The following is a 19548-nucleotide window of genomic DNA, read 5'->3' on the forward strand; positions in this document are numbered from 1 at the left end:
GATTAAGGTCTCGGGCATGGATCCTCGCCGCTCCATTCCGCGGACCGACGCGGTACTGGCCGACCCCTGGCTGGCCGGCGCGGTCGAGCGGCTGGGGCGGTCCCGGGTGAAGGCGGCCGTCGTCGAGGCGCAGGCCCGCGCCCGGACCGGCGAGATCGCTCCGGACGACGTCGCCGCCGCGGCCGCGCGGAGCCTGCCCCAGCGGGCGACGTCGCTGCGGCCGGTGCTCAACGCCACCGGCGTCGTGCTCCACACCAACCTGGGCCGGGCGGTGCTCTCCGCGGCGGCGATCGAAGCGCTGCAGGCCGCGGCCGGCGCGACCGACGTGGAGCTGGACCTGGCCACCGGTCGGCGCGCCCGGCGCGGGCGGGCCACGATGGCGGCGCTCGCCGCGGCGGTCCCCGACGCCGGCGCCGTACACGTGGTGAACAACGGCGCCGCCGCGCTGGTGCTGGCGGCCACCGCGCTCGCGGCCGGGCGGGAGATCGTGGTCAGCCGCGGCGAACTCGTCGAGATCGGCGACGGGTTCCGCCTGCCGGACTTGCTGGAGTCCACCGGCGCCCGGCTGCGGGAGGTCGGCACCACCAACCGGACCACGCTGGCCGACTACCGCGCCGCGATCGGGCCGGAGACCGGGTTCGTGCTCAAGGTGCACCCCTCGAACTTCGTCGTCACCGGCTTCACCGCCGCCGTCGACGTCGCCGCGCTGGCCACCCTGGACGCGCCGGTGGTCGTCGACATCGGTTCCGGCCTGCTCGCCCCCGAGCCGCTGCTCCCGGCCGAGCCCGACGCGGCGACCGCGCTGCGGGCCGGCGCCGACCTGGTCACCGCCAGCGGCGACAAGCTGCTCGGCGGCCCGCAGGCCGGGCTGCTGCTCGGCACGGCTCCGCTCGTGGAGCGCCTGCGCCGCCACCCGCTGGCGCGCGCGCTGCGGGTGGACAAGCTGACGCTCGCCGCGTTGGAGGCCACGCTCACCGGCCCGGCCACCCCGACCGCGACCGCGCTCCACGCCGACGTCTCCGTGCTGCGGGAACGCGCCTCGACGCTGGCGGCCACGCTGCGCGCCGAGGGGATACCGGCCGCGGCCGCGCCGAGCGTCGGCGGGGTCGGCGGTGGCGGCGCTCCCGGCGTCGTGCTGCCCTCGGCCGCGGTCGCGCTGCCGGCGGCCTGGGCCGCCGCGCTGCGGGCGGGTGACCCGCCGGTGGTCGGCCGGGTCGAGCGCGGCGCGCTCCTGCTCGACCTGCGCTGCCTCCCCGCTGATCTGGACGACGTCCTGGGCGACGCCGTGCGCGCGGTGGCCGCCCGCGAGGCCACCACGCGGGAGGACACCGCCGCCGGGGCGGCCGACGCATGCACGTCGTAGCCACCGCAGGCCACGTCGACCACGGCAAGTCGACGCTGGTCCGGGCGCTGACCGGGATGGAGCCCGACCGGTGGGCCGAGGAGCGCCGCCGGGGCATGACGATCGACCTGGGCTTCGCCTGGACGCGGCTGCCAGGCGGCGCCGAGATCGCGTTCGTCGACGTTCCCGGCCACGAACGATTCGTGCCGAACATGCTGGCCGGCGTCGGCCCGGTGCCGGCCGCGCTGCTCGTCGTCGCGGCCGACGAAGGCTGGATGCCGCAGACCGCCGAGCACGTCGCCGCGCTCGACGCGCTCGGCGTCTCGCACGCGGTGCTGGCCGTGACCCGCAGCGACCTGGCCGATCCGGCGCCGACGATCCAGCAGGTCACCGACCGGCTGCGCGGCACGTCGCTGGCGGGGCTGCCCGCGGTCGCGGTGAGCGGCGTGACCGGCGCCGGGCTGGACGCGCTGCGTGCGCGGCTGGCGTCGCTGGTCGCCGCCCTGCCGGCGCCGGACGCCACGGCACCGGTGCGGCTCTGGGTCGACCGCGCGTTCACGATCCGGGGCAGCGGCACGGTCGTCACCGGAACGCTCAGCGCCGGCACCCTGCGCGTCGGGGACGAGCTGTCGCTGAACGGCCGCAGTGTGCACGTCCGCGGGCTCCAGGCGCTCGGTGTGCCGCATCAGGAGGTCAGCGCGGTCGCGCGGGTCGCGGTCAACCTCCGCAACGTCGACAAGGGCGACGTGCACCGAGGCGACGCGCTGCTCACCCCGGGCCGGTGGACGTCCACGGCGCTGGCCGACGTGCGAGTCGGCGGCGACGACCTCGACGACGCCCCGAACGCCCTCGTCCTGCACGTGGGCTCGGCCGCCGTCCCGGTCCGCGTCCGTCCGTTGCACCACCCCGACAAGGAACCGCAGTTCGCGCGGCTGACGCTGGCGACGCCGCTGCCGCTCGACGCGCGGGACCGGGCCCTGCTCCGCGATCCGGGCGGCCATCGGGTGGTCGGCCGGGTCACGGTGCTCGACACCGACCCGCCCCCGTTGACCCGCCGGGGCGCCGCGGCGGCCCGCGCCACCGACCTGGCCGCCGTCGGCACCGAGGACAACCTGCTGCGGACCCGCCGGCTGATCCGCGCGACGGAGCTGCGCGGCCTCGGCGCCGCTCCCCCACCCGACGCGATCCGGGCCGGCGACTGGCTGCTCGACCCGCAGCACGCCGCCGAGCTGCGCGAACGGCTCCGGAAGCTGCTGGCCAATCATCGCGCCACCGGCACGCTGGAGGCCGGTCCTACGATCGAGGAGGCCCGGACCGCCCTCGACCTGCCCGACCGCAGCGTCCTGCTGGCGCTGATCGCCGCCCCGCTCACCGTCCGCGACGGCCGGGTCGTCGACCGGGACGCCGCTCCCCCGCTGCCCGCGCCGGTCGCCGCCGCGATCGAGCTCCTCGCGGCCGATCTCGCCAGGAACCCGTTCCGGGCCCCGGAAGCCGGACGCCTGGCGGCGCTCGGCCTCGGCCCGCGCGAACTCGCCGCCGCCGAGCGCACGGGGGCGCTTCTCCGCCTGGCCGAGAACGTCGTTCTCCTGCCGGGCGCGGACGATCAGGCGGTCGGCATCCTGGCCCGGCTGGAGCAACCGTTCACCACCAGCCAGGCCCGGCAGGCGCTGGACACCAGCCGCCGGGTGGTGCTGCCGCTGCTGGCGCTGCTCGATCGCAGGCACCGCACGCGCCGGCTCCCGGACGACCGGCGCGAAGTCCTCTCGTAGAGCTCAGCGCCGGACGTCGGCCGGTCCGTCGGTGACCGGAAACCCGTCCGCGACCCACGCCTCGACCCCGCCGATGAGGTCGGTGGCCCGCCACAAACCCAGCTGCCGCAGGCTCGCCGCGGCCAGGCTGGAGCTGTAACCCTGCCGGCAGACGACCACGATCTCGACGTCGTAGCTGTGGGCCTCGGGGATGTTGACGCCGCTGGCCGGATCGAGCCGCCACTCCAGCACGGTGCGGTCGATGACTATCGCGTCGGGCAGCTCGCCCTGTTCAGCGCGCTGGGTCTCGGTGCGGGTGTCGACCAGCAGCGCCCCGCGGGCGACCGCGGCGCGGGCCTCCGTCGGGATCAGCCGGTCGAGATCGGTGCGGGCGGTGGCGAGCAGTGCGTCGACACCGATCGGGGTGTCGACGCTCTTCGCGAGGGGGCTCTGCGGCACGCCCGCCATTCTGTCCGCGGGCCGGATGATCAAACACCGCGCCATCGTCATCATTTCGATGACAGCAGTCTTGTCATCATTCCGACGACGTGCTACAACGGAAATGCGCGTTGACGATTCACTACCGAATACAGGGAGGACGCCATGTTGATGCGCACCGACCCGTTCCGGCAGCTCGACCAGCTGACCCAGCAGCTCTTCGGCGACGCGGCCGGAACCTGGTCCAAGCCGTCGGTGATCCCGATGGACGCGTACCGGGTCGGCGACGAGTTCGTCGTTGACTTCGACCTGCCGGGGATCACTCCGGACGCCGTGGACCTCGACGTCGAACGCAATGTGCTCACCGTCCGCGCCGAGCGTCGGCCGAAGGCCGAGCAGCCCGCCGAGATGCAGGTTCGCGAGCGCCCGCTGGGTGTGTTCACCCGGCAGCTCTTCCTCGGCGACGCGCTGGACACCGAGCGCATCCACGCCTCGTACGACAACGGCGTACTGACGCTGCGCATCCCGGTCCGCGAGCAGGCCAAGCCGCGCAAGATCAGCATCGCGCAGGCCGAGTCGGGGCCGAAACAGATCAACGCCTGACCATAGGTGCGGGCCCGCACCCGGGCCCGCCGGTGCTTCCCCACGGGAGGCAGCAGTGTTCCGTACCTCTGCGGACGCCGTGGCGACGGCCGTCGGCGACGACCTGGCGACGGCGGCTCCGAGCGCGATCGACGATGCGTTCTACGCGCTGATCACCGCTGACCCGGAGCTCCTCCGGGCGGAGTTCGAAGAATTGGTCGACACCGCATGGGAGCCGCCGGAGCCACCACCGCCCGACGACGCGTCCGGACCGGAAGACCCGGCACCACGTCCCGCGCCACCCGATGCGGGGTGTCGGTGCGGGCGCGGCCGCCGACCCGGTGGCGTCCGGCGTCGCCGGGAGCGCTCGCCGCCCGAGTCGCGGTCGGAAGTCGTGTGATCCGAGTGATCCAGGAAAGGAGAACAGGTCAGCCCGGGGGCCGACGGCACCAGGTGGATGCTGTCGGCCCTTGGCGTGGCACCGGTCGGTCGATCGCCGACACCGAAGTGCTCAACAACCACCCGTTCCGGCCGATCAAGGCACGTGGTGGCGGACGAAGCCTGGTCGCAGACCGCAGCGCGCCGGCTGAGTGATCCGGTCCGACTGCAGGCGCTGCGTGCCACCGGACTGTCCGAGTCGACCTCCGCACCGACGCTCGACCGGCTCACCGGGCTCGCGGCCCGCTGGCTGGACGTCCCGATCTCGCTCGTCTCCCTGGTCGACGCCGACCGGCAGTTCTCCGCCGCCGCCTGCGGTGTCACCGGCGACCGGGAGGCGCCGCTGTCCCGCTCGTTCTGCCAGCACGTCGTCCTGGACGATGCCGCCCTGATCGTCACCGACGCCCGGGAAGACGACCGCCTACGCGACCACCCCGTGGTGGCCGACGGCGTCGTCGCCTACGCCGGAATTCCGCTGCGCAGCCCGAGCGGGCACGTCCTCGGGTCGTTCTGCGTCGCAGACACCCGTCCCCGGTCCTGGAGTGAGCTGGAGTTGACGACGCTGACCGACCTCGCGGCCGCCGCCGAGGCGGAGATCGCCCTTCGCCGCGCGAACGGACGGCTGTCGGCCTCCGCGACCCGGGTACAGATGCTCCTGGACACTGCTCTGGACGCGTACATCGCGATCAACCCGGACGGCGCCATCACGGACTGGAACGCCGCTGCGGAGCGGCTGTTCGGCTGGACCGCCGCCGAGGCGCTCGGTCAGGACCTGACCGGGCTGATCGTGCCGGAGCGGTTCCGCGAGGCGCACGACCGGGGCCTGGCTCGGGTCCGGGAGACCGGACACTCCACGCTCGCCGGACAGCGCCTGGAACTCGCCGCGGTGGACCGGGCCGGCCGGGAGTTCCCGATCGAACTGACGCTGCAGGTCGACGACGACCCCGACCTGCCTGCCTTCCACGCGTTCATCCGGGACATCACCGACCGGCTGGGCGCACAGGAGGCCCTGGAGCACGAGCGGCAGCGCCTCGCCGACGAACGCACGTTCCTGCAGACCCTGCTCGACAGCCTCGACACCGGGGTGGTGGCCTGCGACAGCGCCGGACGGCTGGCCCTGTTCAACCAGGCCTTGCTGCGCATGCACGGCACGAACGTGCAGCCGCTCGACGCGGAGACGTGGGCGCAGACCTACGACCTGCACGAGCCGGACGGTCGCACGCCGCTCGACCCCGGGCAGAATCCGCTCACCCGCGCCTTCTCCGGCCAGACCGTCGACGGGCAGGAGCTGGTGATCACCGCCCCCGGCGTGGCCGCGCGGCGGTTCCTCGCCAACGGCCGGCCGATCGACACCCCGGACGGGCGTCGGCTCGGCGCCCTCGTCGCGATGCACGACATCACCGACGCCCACCGCGCCGAGTCGCTGCGCCGCGCGGAACACGCCGTCGCGCAGGCCCTCGCCGACGCCACGTCGGCCCACCAAGCCGCCGGAGCAGCGATCGCCGCGGTCGCCGACGAGCTGGAGTGGTCCTGCGGCGAATACTGGGAGCTGGGCGAGGAGGGCGGCTCGGTACAGCTGGTCTGCACCAGCCGCTGGGTGGCGCCGAGCGGCCCCTCCTGCGACCACGTCCGGCTACTCGGTACCGCTGAACCCGGCGTCGTCGATCGGCTGGCGCGGCAGGTCTGGGAGCGCCAGGCCTCGATCGTCACCGAGCGGACCGCCCCGGACGACCGGATCCGGATCGGGATGCCGGTGCGGACCGCGGAGGCGGTCTCCGGCGTCGTCCTGTTCTGCCTGGCCGACCTGGAGCCGCCGCGCCCGGACACGCTGCTCATGCTCGACGGCGTCTGCACCCGGATCGGCCGCTACCTCGAACGGCGCCGCACCGAGGACCTCGTCCTGGCGCTGGCCGCCGCCCGGCGGGACTTCGAGCGGGTCGCCGCGCAGATCGAGGACTACCTGTGGACGGTGGAGGTGCTGCCCGACGGGCGCGCCCGGTCGGTCTACGCCAGCCCGAACAGCGCCGGCGTCTTCGGCGCGACTCTCCCGGCCGACGCCGACCTGGCCGCGGTCTTCGCCGAGCGCGTGCACGCCGGCGACACCGCGTCGTTCTCGGACTTCTACGCCACCCTGCGCGATGGGCTCTCCGCGGAGATCGAGTGCCGCATCCGGGGATTCGACGGGGAGAGCCGATGGATCTGGACGCGTGCCGTGCCCCGTCACGAGCAGGATCGGCTGCTGGTCGACGGCATCTCCACCAACGTCACCGAACGTCGCCTGCTGGCCGAACGACGCGAGGACCTCCTCGGTGCCGAGCGGGAGCAGGTCGCCCGGCTGCGCGACCTCGACCGGCTGAAGGACGAGCTCGTCGCGGTCGTCAGCCACGAGCTCCGCAACCCGATCGGCACGATCCGCGGCTACACCGAGCTGCTCCTGGACGACCCCGACCTGCCCGCAGAGCACCGGACGTACGCCGAGGTCATCGACCGTACGAGCGCCCACCTCAAGCAGCTCGTCGACCAGCTCCTCGACCTCGCGCGGATCGACGCCGGCCACGTCCACCTCGATGCCCGCCCGCTGTCCGCGACGAAACTCGTCCGGGAGACGCTCGGCGACCACCACCCCGAGGCCGACGCCAAGCACCTGACGATCGTCACCGACCTCGCCGCGCACCTGCCCGTCCACGGCGACGCCACCCGGCTCCGGCAGGTGCTGGACAACCTGCTCAGCAACGCGATCAAGTACACCCCCGAGGGCGGCACGGTCACGGTCACCGGCCGATCCGTGGAAGGCAGGGTGGAGATCTGCGTCGCCGACACCGGGATCGGCGTCCCCGACGACCAGCTGCCGAAGCTGTTCACGCGGTTCTTCCGCGCGACCACCGCGCTGGACCGCGGGATCAAGGGCACCGGTCTCGGGCTGGCGGTCACCAAGGCCATCGTCGAGGCACACGCCGGCACGATCGCCGCGGAGCCGGGCGAGCCGCGGGGCACCCGCTTCCGGATCACGCTCCCCAGCCGGCCGCCCGGCGATTCCGGCCGCTGACGCACCGATTAGCAGCTCGTACGCGGTGGTACCCCACGCCGGAACTCGATCGGTCAGGGGGACGGAATGACGACAGCGACGGCGGGTGCGGGCCAGGGCAGAGGCCGCGAGGCGAGCGCACCGCACCAGATCCCGGCCCGGGGCTGGAAAGACGTGCTGGTCCGCACGGTGAAGGAGTTCAAGGACGACGACATCCCGACCGCGGCCGCCGCGGCGGCGTTCTACGCCTGGCTGGCGCTGATCCCGGCCGCGATCGGTGCGATCACGATGTACGGCCTGGTCGCCAGCCCGGACCAGATCACCACCCAGATCGACCAGCTCACTGCGAGTCTGTCCGCGGACGTGAAGGCGGTGATCACCGACCCGATCAGCTCCGCCACCAACGCCAGCGGCAAGGGCCTGTCGATCGGTCTGATCATCTCGCTCGCCGCGGTGCTGTGGAGCGCGTCCGGCGGCATGAACGGAATGATCCAGGCGGTGAACACCGCGTACGACGAGGGCGACGACCGGAACTTCGTCAAGAAGCGCGGCCTGGCGATCCTGCTGACGCTGGGCGCGATCGTCGGGTTCGTGGTGGCGATCCTGCTCGTCGCGGTGCTGCCGCCGGCACTGGAGGCGCTCAACCTCGGGTCGGCCGCCACGACCGTCGCGGGGATCGCCCGCTGGGTGTTGCTCGCCCTCCTGATGATGGCCGGCCTGGCGATCCTCTACCGCTACGCACCCGACCGCGACAACCCGCGGATCCAGTGGGTGTCCTGGGGTGCGGTGATCGCGACCGTGCTGTGGCTGCTCGCGTCCGCCGGGTTCTCGTTCTACGTCAACAACTTCGGCAGTTACAACAAGACCTACGGCGCGCTGGCCGGCGTCATCGTGCTGAACCTGTGGCTCTACCTCTCCTGCATGGTGATCCTGTTCGGCGCCGAGCTCAACGCCGAACTCGAGGCGCAGACCCGCAAGGACACCACGACCGGCCCGGGTCAGCCGCTCGGCACGCGGGGCGCGCAGAAGGCCGACGAGGTGGGGCCCGCGACCGACTCGGCCTGACCGGTTCCCGCTGTTTCGCCTCCCGGAGTCGGGATACCTGATAGGAACCTCTCGACCCACCGTCGTTGGGATCTGCCGTGGCGCGCTTATACGAACCAGGTCATCGCAGCCCCGGATCCCGGGGCCGGGTGATCGTGATCGGTGTCATCCTGCTCACGGCGATCCTCGCGCTCTGGGCGATCACGACCGGAGCGATCCGGTTCCTCGGCACCGACGACGATCCCGAGCCGGGCGGCGGAGCCGGGACCACGCAGCCGACCGTCGGATCGACCGCGGCGGTCACCGAGGGGGACCTGGAGATGCAGCTCCGCTCGGTGCGGCCGGCGGGGCCCGGCAAGCTCGGCGTGACGCTCACCGTGCGCAACCGGACCGCGGCGTACGTCTCGTTCTACGGGGAGAGCCAGGAACTCGTCAGCCCGGACGAGCACACGGTGAGCGGCGCGGTCGGGCTGACGTCGCTGGAGCCGCGAGAGAGTGCGACCGTGACCGTGGTGTTCACGGTTCCGGCCGACTTCCGCGCCGACGAACTCGAACTGCACGCCGCCCCGGGGAGCCCGGGGCGGCGGATCCCCCTCGGCTAGTGTCTTGACGCGTTGATTCGTGCCCGCCTGGCGCCCGGCTGCCCCAGCCATCTGCCTTCTACTTCTCGGCGACGAACTTCTGCCTCACGACACTAGCCGCGTGCAGGCCGCTCAGCCGGCGGCGTAGACCGTGAAGTCGTCGAACGACACTTCGAGGACGTCGTCGCCGCTGTCGGGGACGCGGATGTGCAGCCCGAGCTGGGACCGCGTCGTGCCCGGCAGCGGGTTCGGGTCGCGCACGTCGACGACCTGCTCGCCGTCGACCCGGAACGTGAGGTGGGCGGCGCTGCCCTCCGTGCGGCACACCGCCTCCAGCCGGACCGGACTGGTCCCGATGCGGGCGGCCCGCGCGGGCACCGGCAGCAGCTCGGTGGGGCTGCCGTTCTCCTGGCGGACGACGCGGACCGTGCCCTCGCGCGACAGCAGGAACAGGTAGGCCGTGCCGGTGTCCTCGTCGCCGCGGCAGGTGAGCCCGAGTTCGCCGGTGCCCTCGGATCGGTCCTGCACCTGTGCCGTGACGCCGAACGCGGCGTCGGGCAGTGGCGTGCTCGTGTCCTTCGGAGGGAACGGCGACTGCGCCTGGTTGGACCGGTCCTCGCCCCTGGCCAGCATCGTGTAGACGCCGCGATCCACGTCGTAGCCGCGGGTGGTGACCTCGGCCGGGTTGTCGGTGTCGGGCGCGTACCGATAGCCGTCCCAGTCCGGCTGCGCGTTGAAGTCTTGCCGGTAGCGGAGGTCTCCGGCGGCGCCGGGCGGCTTCGACGGCAGCACGGTGTCGCGTCCGAGCCGGTCGTCGCCGCCGACGCCGTCGGGACGGAGCACCAGGAAGGCGGCGGTCCCGGCGACGAGGAGCAGAACCACCGCGGCCGCGACCGGCCACACCCACCGCCGGCGCCGTCGCACGGCCACGGCCGGCCCGGTGACGCCGGATCCCGGCGGCACCGGGTCACTCGGCGGCACCGAGGCGACCGGCGGCGGGAACCCATCCGGCGGGGGCGGCGGGAACCCATCCGGCGGGGGCGGCGGATCCGGTCGTCGGCCCGATTCCGGCGGCGGGGCGCTCGGTGCGGAGAACGGGACGGTCGGCTGCTCCCTGCCGGCGGGTGGAGGGCTCAGCCGCGTCTCGGCGAGCACCCGCGCCTCGATCGCCCGTGCGTCCGTCGACTGCTCGTCGTGCCCGAGCAGCCGGAGCAGCACGCTGCTCGCGGATGGACGCCGGGCCGGATCCTTCTCGAGGCACTCGGCCAAGATCGGCACGAGCGCCGGCGGTAGCCCGGCGAGCACCGGCGGGTCGTACAGGATCCGCCGCAGCACGCTCGGCACCGAGTCGTTGCCGAACAGGTGACGCCCGGTCGCCGCGAACGCGACCGTCGCGGCCCAGCTGAACACGTCGCTCGGCGGGCCGACGACCTCGCCGCCGATCTGCTCGGGCGACATGTACGAGACGCTGCCGAGCACCCCGCTCGCGGCCGTCACCGTCGCGTCCTGCATGCGGGCGATGCCGAAGTCGATCACTCGCGGCCCGTCCGGGCCGAGCAGCACGTTGTGCGGCTTGAAGTCACGGTGAACGACGCCGGCCCGGTGGATGGCGACCAGGGCGGTGACGGTGCCGACCGCGAGCCGGTGCAGCGCTCCCCCGGTCCGGGGCCCGTCGGCGGTCACGGCCTCGGACAGCGACGAGCCCTCCACGAACTCGCTGACGATGTAGGGCCGCTCGGCGTCCAGATCGGCGTCGAGCACCTCGGCGATGCAGAACGACGACACCTGGCGGGCCAGGTCGACCTCGCCGAGAAACCGGCGGCGAGCCGACGTGTCGGCGACCAGGTCGGGCTTCAGCACCTTGACCGCGACCCGCTCGTCGCCCTCGGTCACGCCGAGATAGACGGCGCCCTGGCCGCCCTCGCCGAGCCGACCGATCATCCGGTACCGGCCGAGGCGTAACGGGTCGCCGGCGTGCAACGGTGCTGCCTCGACCACGTACGCCCCCCGACCCGCTCGACCGGCCCCTTGTGTAGCACGAGCACCGCGGCCCGAGGCCCCACCGATCAGCCGAGGCGCTCCGGACGTTCGGCGACCCGTGACGGCGCGGACTCCACGGCGACGAGGTGCCAGCCCCACGGCGCGAGGTCGACGAACAGCCCCGGGTCGGCCAGCTCGTCGCCGTCCCGGTCGAACACCGGGCCGTCGAACACCGGGCCGTCGAACACCGGGCTCTCGAGCAGCGGGGTCAACGCCCAGCGCCGGCCGCGGAGGTCGTCCCACGGCAGCCGGACGCGTCCCTGGGCGGCCCGCTCGGAGAGGTTGAGCACGACGAGGTGCCGCCCCGCACCCCGCTCCCAGGACCAGGCGAGCAGCGCGCGGTGACTCGGGTTGTCCGGCCACCCGACGACGTCGAGCAGGCGCCAGGTGCCGGCGCGGAGCTCACCGGCACGGACCGCGGCGAGCACCGCGGCCCCGAACCGCCGGAACCCCGGGTCGAGCGGCTCGGCGGGACGCCGCCCGAGGAACACCGGCAGCCGGACCCGCCGTCCGTCGAACTGCCCCTCGTGCCAGAGCGTGGCTCCGGGCAGGGTCGCGATCGCGATCGTGGCGGCCCGGAGCCGCTCGATCGGGGCCAGCGTCGCCGCCGCGCGCGGCTCGTCGTGGTTCTCGACGAACCGGAGCAGACGACGTTGGTAGTCGACGCCGGCCGCCAGGTGCGCCCGCAGCCCGGCGACGTCCCCCTCGGCCAGGCGGTCGTGGAGCCGCTTGTCGTAGCAGTAGTCGAAGCCCTGCTGCTGCAGCGTCCACTCCAGGTCCCAGTAGGCCTCGGCGACGAACAGCAGGTGTGGGTGGCGTGCCCGGACCTGCGCGAGGACGTCCGGCCAGAACTCCGCGGCCGGTACCGGCCCGGCCTGGTCGCCCCAGGTCTTCGCGAACACGTCGGTGAGCATCAGCATCGCCATGTCGCACCGCAGGCCGTCGCAGAGCGCGCCGATCCGGTCCAGCAGCTCCACCGTGGCCTGCCGGAACTCCGGGTGGAAGGCGTTCAGCTGCAGCACGTCCGGCCAGGGCGGGAAGAACGGGTCCCGGCCGCGCGCCAGCACCGCGCCGTCGACCTCGACGAACGCCTCCGGTGACCGCGCGAGGTCGTCGCTGGTGCCGCGGATGAAGAGGTCGGGGCGGGCCCGGACCCACGGGTGGTCCGGCGCGACGTGGTTGGGGACGTAGTCGAGCACGAGCCGGATCCCCCGGTCGGCGAGGACCGCTCGCGCCGCTGCGAGTCCGGCCGGTCCGCCGAGCCGGGCGTCGACCGTGTACGAACGCACGCAGTAGGGCGAGCCGACCACGTCGTCCGGGCGCAGATCGGGCAGCGCAGCACGGAACGCGGCCGTCAACGCGTCGTCCCCCCGGGCGATCGCCAGCCCGGCCGGGCTGCGTTCCCAGACGCCCATCAGCCAGATCGCGTCGACGCCGTCCAACCCGACCTCGTCCCACGCCTCGGCGGGAACGTCGGCGAGTGTCACCGGGCGCCCGTACCGCCGGGTGAGCTCGGCCAGCCACACCCAGGTGTCCACCTCGTGGATGACCGGCTGCGCCGGCCACGCCAGGTCCGCGCTCACCGACCGGCCTCCCCCTGCTCGCTCCGGTGTCGCGCGGCCGCACTCCCGTCGATCATGCGGTCCTCCCTGGATCGTCCTGCTTCGGGCCCACCGTCAGCATGCCCACAGCGGGCGGACCCGCGCGCCACGGCTCGGTCCGGCACGCGTCTCACCCGCAGGGGGTGAGGCGTCGGGTGTTCACCCGCAAGGGGGGAAGACCGCTGACGGCCGGACGGTCATGCTGGGGGCATGGCTCTCGGCCCGCTGGAACTGTTGGTGCTGACCTTCCCGGCGGACCGGTTCGACGAGGGAGTTCGCGCGACGCTGGATCCGCTGTCCATCGGCGGGGAGATGCGCATCGTCGACGCGCTGGCGCTCTGCGGCGATCCGCTCAGGGGCACCAGGGCCGTCGAGTTGAGCGACCGGCCCGCTCTGCGCGGCGATCCGGTGGCGCCGGCCGGATTGGCGACCGGTCTGATCCGGGAGTCGGACCTCCACGAGGCGGCGGCGTTGGTCGACACGCGCACCCTCGCGCTCGTCGTACTGCTCGAACACCGCTGGGTGCACGACCTCGCCGGCCCGGTCGCCGCGTCGCGCGGCACGATCGTCGGCCTGACGCACATCTCGGGCCTCCCCGGACGGGTGCGCCGGCTCGCCACCGTGCACTGAGCGGCGACACTCACACTGTTCACCGCGCTGCTCGCGGCGTGGACCGGTTCGTGGACAATGCTCGTACCACCGTCGAGGAGGTGCGATGCGTCGGTCATTGCGAGGGCTGGCGCCGATCCTGGCGCTGGCCGGATCGTTCCTGCTGTTCTACCTACTGGCACCGCACTACTCGACCGTGCTGTGGTGGGAGTTCCGATCGGCGCTGTTCTGGATCGTGCCGATCCTCGGGCTCCTCGTGCTCTGGATCGTCCTCGCCGGGGTGACCGCGTGGATGAGCGACCGCGACAGCTCCGGGTCCTCCGCCGCCTCGGTGACGGTCGGCAGCCTGTCGGTGCTCGGCGGTGGCGTCGCGCTGGTCGCCGTGATCTGGTGGCTGGTCTCGACGCACGGCTACGAGAAGGCCCGGTCTTACTACACCGCGTCGGTGAAGGTCACCACGAGCGCGGCGCCGACCGTCGGCCAGCGCGCACCGTTCCCGGTCGCGGTGGCTCAGGCGCGCCCGAACCTCGGTGACGTCTCCGGCGACGTCGTCGACACCACGTACCTGCCACAGCGGGGATCGTTCGCCAGCCTGGTCAAACGACGCGGCTGGGCGTCGTCGGGCTACGAGGTCACACTCGACCAGGAGGTACCCCTCGCTGGTGGCCGGGGCGACGGCACGACCTGCACGTTCGACCGCGGCCGCGCGGCCAGGCGGGACGGCGGATGGTGGACGCACAACCTGGCCCGCGCGCTCCACAGCGAGCGTCGGAACGTCCGCTACGACTCCGACGACCTCTACTCGTACTGCGACGGAGACCGGCCGGTCGTCGTGATCCCGCTCAAGCGACAGGTCGGCTGGCTCGTCGTCACCGAGCGGCCGGCCGGCGTCGCGCTCTACGACGGACGCACCGGAGAACTGGAGTTCCGCGATTCGTCCGACGGCCTCCCCGGCCCGGCGTACCCACTCTCGCTCGCCGCCGAGCAGCGCGAAGCCCTGCAGGCCTCCGGCGGCTACTGGGACTACCGCGGTGGCCGCTCCGGATGGGTGGCCAGCGAGGACGACACGAACAGCGGCAACAACACCGAGTTCGTGCTGCCGACGACCGCGGCCGGCAACCGTCCGAGTTACGTCACGATGCTCACCGGGCGGGGGGACGCCACCGCGATCGCGGCGCTGGCCGTGGTCGACGGGCGGGTCCGCAGCGGTCGGCTCGCCCCGATCACCGTGCACCGGACGAAACCCAGCTGGGTGTCTCCGGACGCCATCTCGTCCCGGATCAAGGCCGACTACCAGGACCTGCCGAACTGGCAGAACCAGAAGATCATGGAGATCGCGCCGACCAACGGCGGGCAGTGGGTCGCCACGATCGGTAACGGACAGAACGTTCTGTACCGGGTGCGGGGCACCGGTGACCTGCGCGGCGAGAATCCGACCTGTCTGATCCGGGCCGACGGTACGACGATCCGCTGCGGCACGCTGGCCGACCAGGACGGACGCGGTGTCGGCACGGAGTACGGCTCGAGTGGGACCCCGGGCGCACCGGCCGATCTCGGGAAGCTGACCGACAAGGAACTGGCCGACCTGCAGCGCCGGGTGGCCGACGAGGTCGCGAAACGCTTGGAGAAGGACGACTAAGGGCTCGTCGGCGCGAAGTCGTGGATGTGGTTCTCGCCGCCGCGGACCAGCGCCCACGAGGCTTCGGGTACCTCGGTCCACGCGCCCGGGAGGTCCCGCAGCGGCTCGGAGACGATGAACCGCGAGTCGGGCCCGAGCCGGTCGAGGACGTCCAGGTCCGGATAGAGCCGACGTACCTGGGAGGCGTCGTTGGAGTAGTAGAGCGAGCTCGTGGCTTTCTCGCTGGAGTAGCGGAAGACCCACAGCGTCTCGCCGTCGGTCGTGGCGACGGTCATGTGGACCGGGTACTCGACGCCGTGCTTCCGACCGACTTCCTCGACGAGGCCGACCGCCCGGGCGACTGCGGCGGGCGGGTCGTCGGTCAGACCGAACGTGAGCGCTAGGTAGAACAAGGTCTCGGTGTCGGTCGACCCCAGGATGTACTTGTACAACGCGGGGTCGACGGCCATCCGGAGGTCACGCTTGACGGCCTCGAAGTTCGCCAGCGACCCGTTGTGCATCCACAGCCACCGCCCGTGCCGGAACGGGTGGCAGTTGCTGCGCTCGATCGGCGTTCCGGTCGACGCGCGGACGTGCGCGAACAGGAGCGGTGTCCGGACGTTCGTCGCGATCTCCCGGAGATTCTCGTCGTTCCACGCCGGATGTGTGCCCTTGTACAACGCCGGCGTCTCACCGTCCCCGGTGCCGTACCAGCCGATCCCGAACCCGTCCCCATTCGTCACGTGTCCGAGGTTGGCGCGCAGACTCTGGACGATGATCGAGTGCTCCGGGCGGAACAGCAGGTCGTTGGCGACGACCGGGCTGCCCGTGTAGGCCATCCACCTGCACATCGCCCTCACGTCCTCTCGGTAGGGAACTGGACACTCAGGGCGAAGCCAACCACCGTCGGGTGCGGCGGGCGTCATCCGACCGGGATGATTCGGCGGGTCGGACCGCCGCGCTCGGCCCCCGACGCGGCGCCGCTGACCGGCGTGAACACCGCGGTCCCGTAGGATGGCCCTCGGTGTGCCGGGAAGCCTGGTCGGCAGCGTCCTCGTCGACCCTTCGGAACACCGGGAGAACCATGCGAGAGCCGACGTCGAACACGTCCAGGCTGCTGCGCCGCGGCTCGTGGGCGGAGGCCCGCCGCATCGCCGAGATCCTGCGCAGCGAAACCGTCGGCGGCATCCTGCTCCTCGTCGGTGCCGTCGCGGCCCTGCTCTGGGCCAACTCCGCGTGGTCCGGCGGGTACGCGGACCTGCGCGACACGGTCGTCGGCCCGCACGCGCTGCACCTGGATCTGACACTCGGGCAGTGGGCGTCCGACGGCCTGCTGGCGATCTTCTTCTTCGTCGCCGGACTGGAACTCAAGCGCGAGTTCGTCGCCGGTGACCTCCGCGACCCGCGGCGGGCCGCGGTGCCGGTCGCCGCGGCCGTCGGCGGTGTTCTGCTCCCGGCCGTCCTGTACGTGGCGGTCAACCTCGGTGGCGACGGACTCGGCGGCTGGGCGATCCCGACCGCCACCGACATCGCGTTCGCCCTCGCCGTCCTCGCCGTGATCGGCAGCGCGCTGCCGACCGCCCTGCGCACGTTCCTGCTCACGCTCGCGGTCGTCGACGACCTGCTCGCGATCGTGATCATCGCGTTCTTCTACACCGACCACCTGTCGGCGTGGCCGCTGCTGGGTGCGCTGGTTCCGCTCGCCGTGTTCACCGTGCTGGTACAGCGTCGCGTCCGCAGCTGGTGGCTGCTGCTCCCGCTGGCCGCCGCCGCCTGGGCGTTGGTCCACGCCTCCGGCGTGCACGCCACGGTGGCCGGGGTGCTGCTCGGTTTCGCCGTCCCCGTCCTCCGGCGGACGCCGTCCCCCGGGCCCGGTCTGGCCGAGCACTTCGAACACCGGTTCCGGCCGATCTCCGCCGGGTTCGCCGTGCCGGTCTTCGCGTTCTTCGCCGCCGGGGTCACGGTCGGCGGGCTGGACGGGCTGTGGACCGCGCTGAGCGACCGCGCGGCGATCGGCGTCGTCGTCGGCCTGGTCGTCGGCAAGTCCGTCGGAATCTTCGTCACCACCTGGGTGATCGCCCGCTTCACCCGGGCCAGCCTGGACGAAGGCCTGGCCTGGGTGGACGTGTTCGGCCTCGCGGTGCTGGCCGGTATCGGGTTCACGGTCTCGCTGCTCATCGGCGAGCTCTCGTTCGGTGCCCAGAGCGAGCGCAACGAACACGTCAAGGTCGCCGTCCTCGTCGGGTCGCTGCTCGCGGCGGTGCTCGCCACCGGGATCCTCCGTGCCCGCAACCGCCGCTACCGCCGCATCCAGGAGGAGGAAGCCGTCGACGCGGACGACGACGGCGTCCCCGACGTCTATCAGTCCGGCTGATCCGCGGAGGCACTGATCGCGGCCCGAACCGCCGGCACGACCTCGGTGCCCCAGCGACGCAGGGAGTCGGCGTCCGGGGCGCCACCGCGCGGGGAGAAGAGCAGGAAGCCCGACGCGCCGTGGTCGCGCACCGCCGTGGTCAGCTCCTCGACCCACTGGTCGACCGAGCCACCGACCCAGCGTCCCTCGTCGTCGCGGGACGCGGCCAGCGGCCGGCCGGTGAAGCGTCCCGGGAGGTTGAACACCGTCCGGATCGCCCGCGGATCGCGGCCGGCGGCGACCGCTGCCTCGTCGATGATCGGCCTCGACTCCCGGTACCGCTGACTGCGCCAGTCCGCGGCGTGACCCGGGATCCAGCCGTCGGCGACCCGCCCGGTGGCGGCGAGGGACTTCCGGCCGACGGAACCGGTCCAGACGGCGGGCGCGGGCACCGGCGCCGGCTCGATCCCGTCGACCCGGTAGTGGCGGCCCTGGTAGATCACCGGCGGACCACCACCGGACAGCTGTCTGATCAGGACGATCGCTTCTTCGAAGGCGTCGACGGCCTCGGCCGGGGTCAGCCGCGGCACCCCCAGGTCGGCGATCCGGTCCCAGAGCCCACCGGCGCCGGCGCCGAGCACGACACGCCCGCCGGAGAGCGCGGAGAGCGACGTGATCGTGCGCGCGAGCATCGGCGCGGGCCGGGTCGGGAGGTTGGTGACGTTGACGAACCCGGCGAGATTCCGGGTACGTCCGAGGACGAACCCGAGCGCGGCGTAGGCGTCGAGGCGCCGGCCGACGTACGGATGGTCCGACAGCGAGAAAACGTCGAGCCCGTCGTCGTCGGCCTGCTGTGCCATCCGCAGCAGCTCGGATCCGTCGTCGACGTCGGAGTGCGCACCGAAACCGAAGACGACTCCGTCTCGTGAGGTCATGGTCTTTTCCTTCCCAGGGAAGTCGGTCTCGGGAGCGGGACGGTTCAGGCGGCGGTCGGGCCGAGCTGCCCGACGAGGTGGCCGGTGAGCAGGTCCTCACCCTTGTACTCGGAGACCGTCGCCACCGGGACGACGCTGGGGCCGTCGGGGCCGGGCAGCTGGCCGACGCCGCGGCGGGGCCCGAGCGGCAGCAGGATCATCCGGTGCGGCAACGGCTCGTAGGTGGTGGCGGGGCTCTCGCCGCGGAGTGCAGCGCCGATGTTCGCGGCGACGACCTCGGCGTGCTGCATCGCGAACGCGGCCATCTTGGCCTCGGCGACGTCGGTGAGGTCACCGATCGCGTAGACGTGCTCGTGCCCGCGGACCTGGAGCGTCTCGGTGACCGGGACCTGCCCCTGGGCGGTGAGCGCGGTGAGCAGGCCGTCGGTGAGATAGCCGCTGTTGACCTGCACCCCGTGCGCGGGGAACCACACGTCGGCGCTGATCGTGGCGCCGTCCGTGGTGGTCACCGCGAACGGTGCGGCCCGACCCGGTTCGGTGGCGGGCAGCGCGGTCAGTCCGGTGCCCAGCCGCAGCTCGACGCCGAGGTCGTCGAGCTGGCGGTGCAGGTCCTCCCGCAACTCCGGCTCGAAGCCGGGCAGCAGCTGCTCGGCGGTGTCGACGACCGTCACCTGCTTCTCCGGCCAGACCTCCTTGATCTCGCCGGCCAGCTCCAGACCGACCGGCCCGGCGCCCACGATCAGCACCCGCTCGGCGTTCCGCACCTCCTTGTGGGTGCGGCGCAGGTCCTCCAGTGCGCCCTCGATGGAGTCGGTACGCGGCTTGGCGGGGTACGCGTAGCTGGAGCCGGTGGCCAGCACGAGGTAGTCCGCGTCGACCCGCCGGCCGGACGCGAGCGTGACGCCGCGCGGGTCCGCCGAGACCGCCCGGTCGCGGAGCACCGTTCCCTGCTCGAGCAGCGTGGCGTAGGGGAAGAAGATGTTGGCGGCCCAGTCCGGCTGCGTCAGTGCCCGCAGCGACCCGGCCACGTTGACGAAGGCCTCCCGGGGATCGACGAGGACGACGTCGGCCTCGGTCTCCAGGCCCTTGGCGACCGCCGCGCCTCCGTAACCTCCACCGACCACGACGACTGTGCGACTCATGATGTGCTCCTCAGCGATCCGAGAACTCGGGCGAGGTCGAGAGTCGTCGCGC

16 protein-coding genes are annotated in these 19548 nt (G+C 72.9%); 10 read left to right on the forward strand and 6 right to left on the reverse strand.

What is annotated here, in order from left to right; all coding sequences use genetic code 11:
* Positions 1 to 16 precede the first annotated feature (16 nt).
* Positions 17 to 1363, forward strand: a complete 1347-nt coding sequence (gene selA / locus ABEB28_RS03375) for an L-seryl-tRNA(Sec) selenium transferase (RefSeq protein WP_345726449.1) — start codon at positions 17 to 19, stop codon at positions 1361 to 1363.
* Positions 1351 to 3111, forward strand: coding sequence for a selenocysteine-specific translation elongation factor (gene selB / locus ABEB28_RS03380; protein ID WP_345726450.1), 1761 nt, complete (start codon positions 1351 to 1353; stop codon positions 3109 to 3111). Before selA ends, selB begins: the two co-directional genes overlap by 13 nt.
* A gap of 3 nt (positions 3112 to 3114) precedes the next feature.
* Here selB and ABEB28_RS03385 read toward each other — a convergent pair whose 3' ends face one another.
* Complete coding sequence (locus tag ABEB28_RS03385) at positions 3115 to 3558, reverse strand: rhodanese-like domain-containing protein (RefSeq protein ID WP_376980833.1); 444 nt, start codon at positions 3556 to 3558, stop codon at positions 3115 to 3117.
* A 135-nt stretch (positions 3559 to 3693) separates the two neighbouring features.
* Between ABEB28_RS03385 and ABEB28_RS03390 the strand changes: the two genes are divergently transcribed.
* From ABEB28_RS03390 to ABEB28_RS03410, 5 genes are all read left to right on the forward strand, one after another.
* Entirely contained in the window at positions 3694 to 4131 is a 438-nt protein-coding gene (locus ABEB28_RS03390) for an Hsp20/alpha crystallin family protein (protein ID WP_345726452.1), read from the forward strand.
* Positions 4132 to 4186: 55 nt separating this feature from the next.
* Positions 4187 to 4510, forward strand: coding sequence for a hypothetical protein (locus ABEB28_RS03395; RefSeq protein ID WP_345726453.1), 324 nt, complete (start codon positions 4187 to 4189; stop codon positions 4508 to 4510).
* A 144-nt stretch (positions 4511 to 4654) separates the two neighbouring features.
* The gene (locus ABEB28_RS03400) at positions 4655 to 7594 is read left to right on the forward strand and encodes an ATP-binding protein (RefSeq protein ID WP_345726454.1); all 2940 of its coding nucleotides are present in this window, start codon (positions 4655 to 4657) and stop codon (positions 7592 to 7594) included.
* Positions 7595 to 7660: 66 nt separating this feature from the next.
* Positions 7661 to 8638 (forward strand): YihY/virulence factor BrkB family protein, encoded by a 978-nt coding sequence (locus ABEB28_RS03405; protein WP_345726455.1) that lies wholly within the window; start codon positions 7661 to 7663, stop codon positions 8636 to 8638.
* Between the two features lie 128 nt (positions 8639 to 8766).
* Positions 8767 to 9219, forward strand: a complete 453-nt coding sequence (locus ABEB28_RS03410; protein WP_345726456.1) for a DUF4352 domain-containing protein — start codon at positions 8767 to 8769, stop codon at positions 9217 to 9219.
* A 111-nt stretch (positions 9220 to 9330) separates the two neighbouring features.
* Here ABEB28_RS03410 and ABEB28_RS03415 read toward each other — a convergent pair whose 3' ends face one another.
* Positions 9331 to 11196 carry a serine/threonine-protein kinase gene (locus ABEB28_RS03415; RefSeq protein WP_345726457.1) on the reverse strand — a complete coding sequence of 622 codons (1866 nt, stop codon included), beginning with the start codon at positions 11194 to 11196 and terminating at the stop codon, positions 9331 to 9333.
* Positions 11197 to 11264: 68 nt separating this feature from the next.
* Positions 11265 to 12821, reverse strand: coding sequence for an alpha-amylase family protein (locus ABEB28_RS03420; protein WP_345726458.1), 1557 nt, complete (start codon positions 12819 to 12821; stop codon positions 11265 to 11267).
* Between the two features lie 228 nt (positions 12822 to 13049).
* Here ABEB28_RS03420 and ABEB28_RS03425 point away from each other — a divergent pair, with 228 nt between their 5' ends.
* Positions 13050 to 13469, forward strand: coding sequence for a DUF6325 family protein (locus tag ABEB28_RS03425; RefSeq protein ID WP_345726459.1), 420 nt, complete (start codon positions 13050 to 13052; stop codon positions 13467 to 13469).
* 85 nt (positions 13470 to 13554) lie between these two features.
* On the forward strand, positions 13555 to 15087 hold the full coding sequence (locus ABEB28_RS03430) for a hypothetical protein (protein WP_345726460.1): 1533 nt from the start codon (positions 13555 to 13557) through the stop codon (positions 15085 to 15087).
* On the opposite strand, the gene ABEB28_RS03435 is transcribed toward ABEB28_RS03430, so the two are convergent.
* Entirely contained in the window at positions 15084 to 15905 is an 822-nt protein-coding gene (locus tag ABEB28_RS03435; RefSeq protein WP_345726461.1) for a class II glutamine amidotransferase, read from the reverse strand. The two genes, ABEB28_RS03430 and ABEB28_RS03435, sit on opposite strands and share 4 nt — an antisense overlap.
* Before the next feature lie 245 nt (positions 15906 to 16150).
* Here ABEB28_RS03435 and nhaA point away from each other — a divergent pair, with 245 nt between their 5' ends.
* The gene (gene nhaA, locus ABEB28_RS03440; protein WP_345726462.1) at positions 16151 to 17440 is read left to right on the forward strand and encodes a Na+/H+ antiporter NhaA; all 1290 of its coding nucleotides are present in this window, start codon (positions 16151 to 16153) and stop codon (positions 17438 to 17440) included.
* Here the strand turns inward: nhaA and ABEB28_RS03445 are convergent.
* Both ABEB28_RS03445 and ABEB28_RS03450 read right to left on the reverse strand, forming a co-directional pair.
* Positions 17428 to 18354: an LLM class flavin-dependent oxidoreductase gene (locus ABEB28_RS03445; protein WP_345726463.1), complete on the reverse strand. Its 927-nt coding sequence runs from the start codon at positions 18352 to 18354 to the stop codon at positions 17428 to 17430. The two genes, nhaA and ABEB28_RS03445, sit on opposite strands and share 13 nt — an antisense overlap.
* 44 nt (positions 18355 to 18398) lie before the next feature.
* Complete coding sequence (locus ABEB28_RS03450) at positions 18399 to 19496, reverse strand: NAD(P)/FAD-dependent oxidoreductase (RefSeq protein WP_345726464.1); 1098 nt, start codon at positions 19494 to 19496, stop codon at positions 18399 to 18401.
* Between the last annotated feature and the right edge of the window lie 52 nt (positions 19497 to 19548).

The organism is Cryptosporangium minutisporangium (genome assembly GCF_039536245.1).
Taxonomy (GTDB): Bacteria; Actinomycetota; Actinomycetes; order Mycobacteriales; family Cryptosporangiaceae; genus Cryptosporangium; species Cryptosporangium minutisporangium.

Excerpts from the sequence above, each read along its gene's own strand:
- selA (WP_345726449.1), top strand. The coding sequence starts at position 17 with ATGGATCCTCGCCGCTCCATTCCGCGGACCGACGCGGTACTGGCCGAC.
- selB (WP_345726450.1), top strand. The coding sequence starts at position 1,351 with ATGCACGTCGTAGCCACCGCAGGCCACGTCGACCACGGCAAGTCGACG.
- ABEB28_RS03385 (WP_376980833.1), bottom strand. The coding sequence starts at position 3,558 with ATGGCGGGCGTGCCGCAGAGCCCCCTCGCGAAGAGCGTCGACACCCCG.
- ABEB28_RS03390 (WP_345726452.1), top strand. The coding sequence starts at position 3,694 with ATGTTGATGCGCACCGACCCGTTCCGGCAGCTCGACCAGCTGACCCAG.
- ABEB28_RS03405 (WP_345726455.1), top strand. The coding sequence starts at position 7,661 with ATGACGACAGCGACGGCGGGTGCGGGCCAGGGCAGAGGCCGCGAGGCG.
- ABEB28_RS03425 (WP_345726459.1), top strand. The coding sequence starts at position 13,050 with ATGGCTCTCGGCCCGCTGGAACTGTTGGTGCTGACCTTCCCGGCGGAC.
- ABEB28_RS03430 (WP_345726460.1), top strand. The coding sequence starts at position 13,555 with ATGCGTCGGTCATTGCGAGGGCTGGCGCCGATCCTGGCGCTGGCCGGA.
- ABEB28_RS03435 (WP_345726461.1), bottom strand. The coding sequence starts at position 15,905 with ATGGCCTACACGGGCAGCCCGGTCGTCGCCAACGACCTGCTGTTCCGC.
- nhaA (WP_345726462.1), top strand. The coding sequence starts at position 16,151 with ATGCGAGAGCCGACGTCGAACACGTCCAGGCTGCTGCGCCGCGGCTCG.
- ABEB28_RS03445 (WP_345726463.1), bottom strand. The coding sequence starts at position 18,354 with ATGACCTCACGAGACGGAGTCGTCTTCGGTTTCGGTGCGCACTCCGAC.
- ABEB28_RS03450 (WP_345726464.1), bottom strand. The coding sequence starts at position 19,496 with ATGAGTCGCACAGTCGTCGTGGTCGGTGGAGGTTACGGAGGCGCGGCG.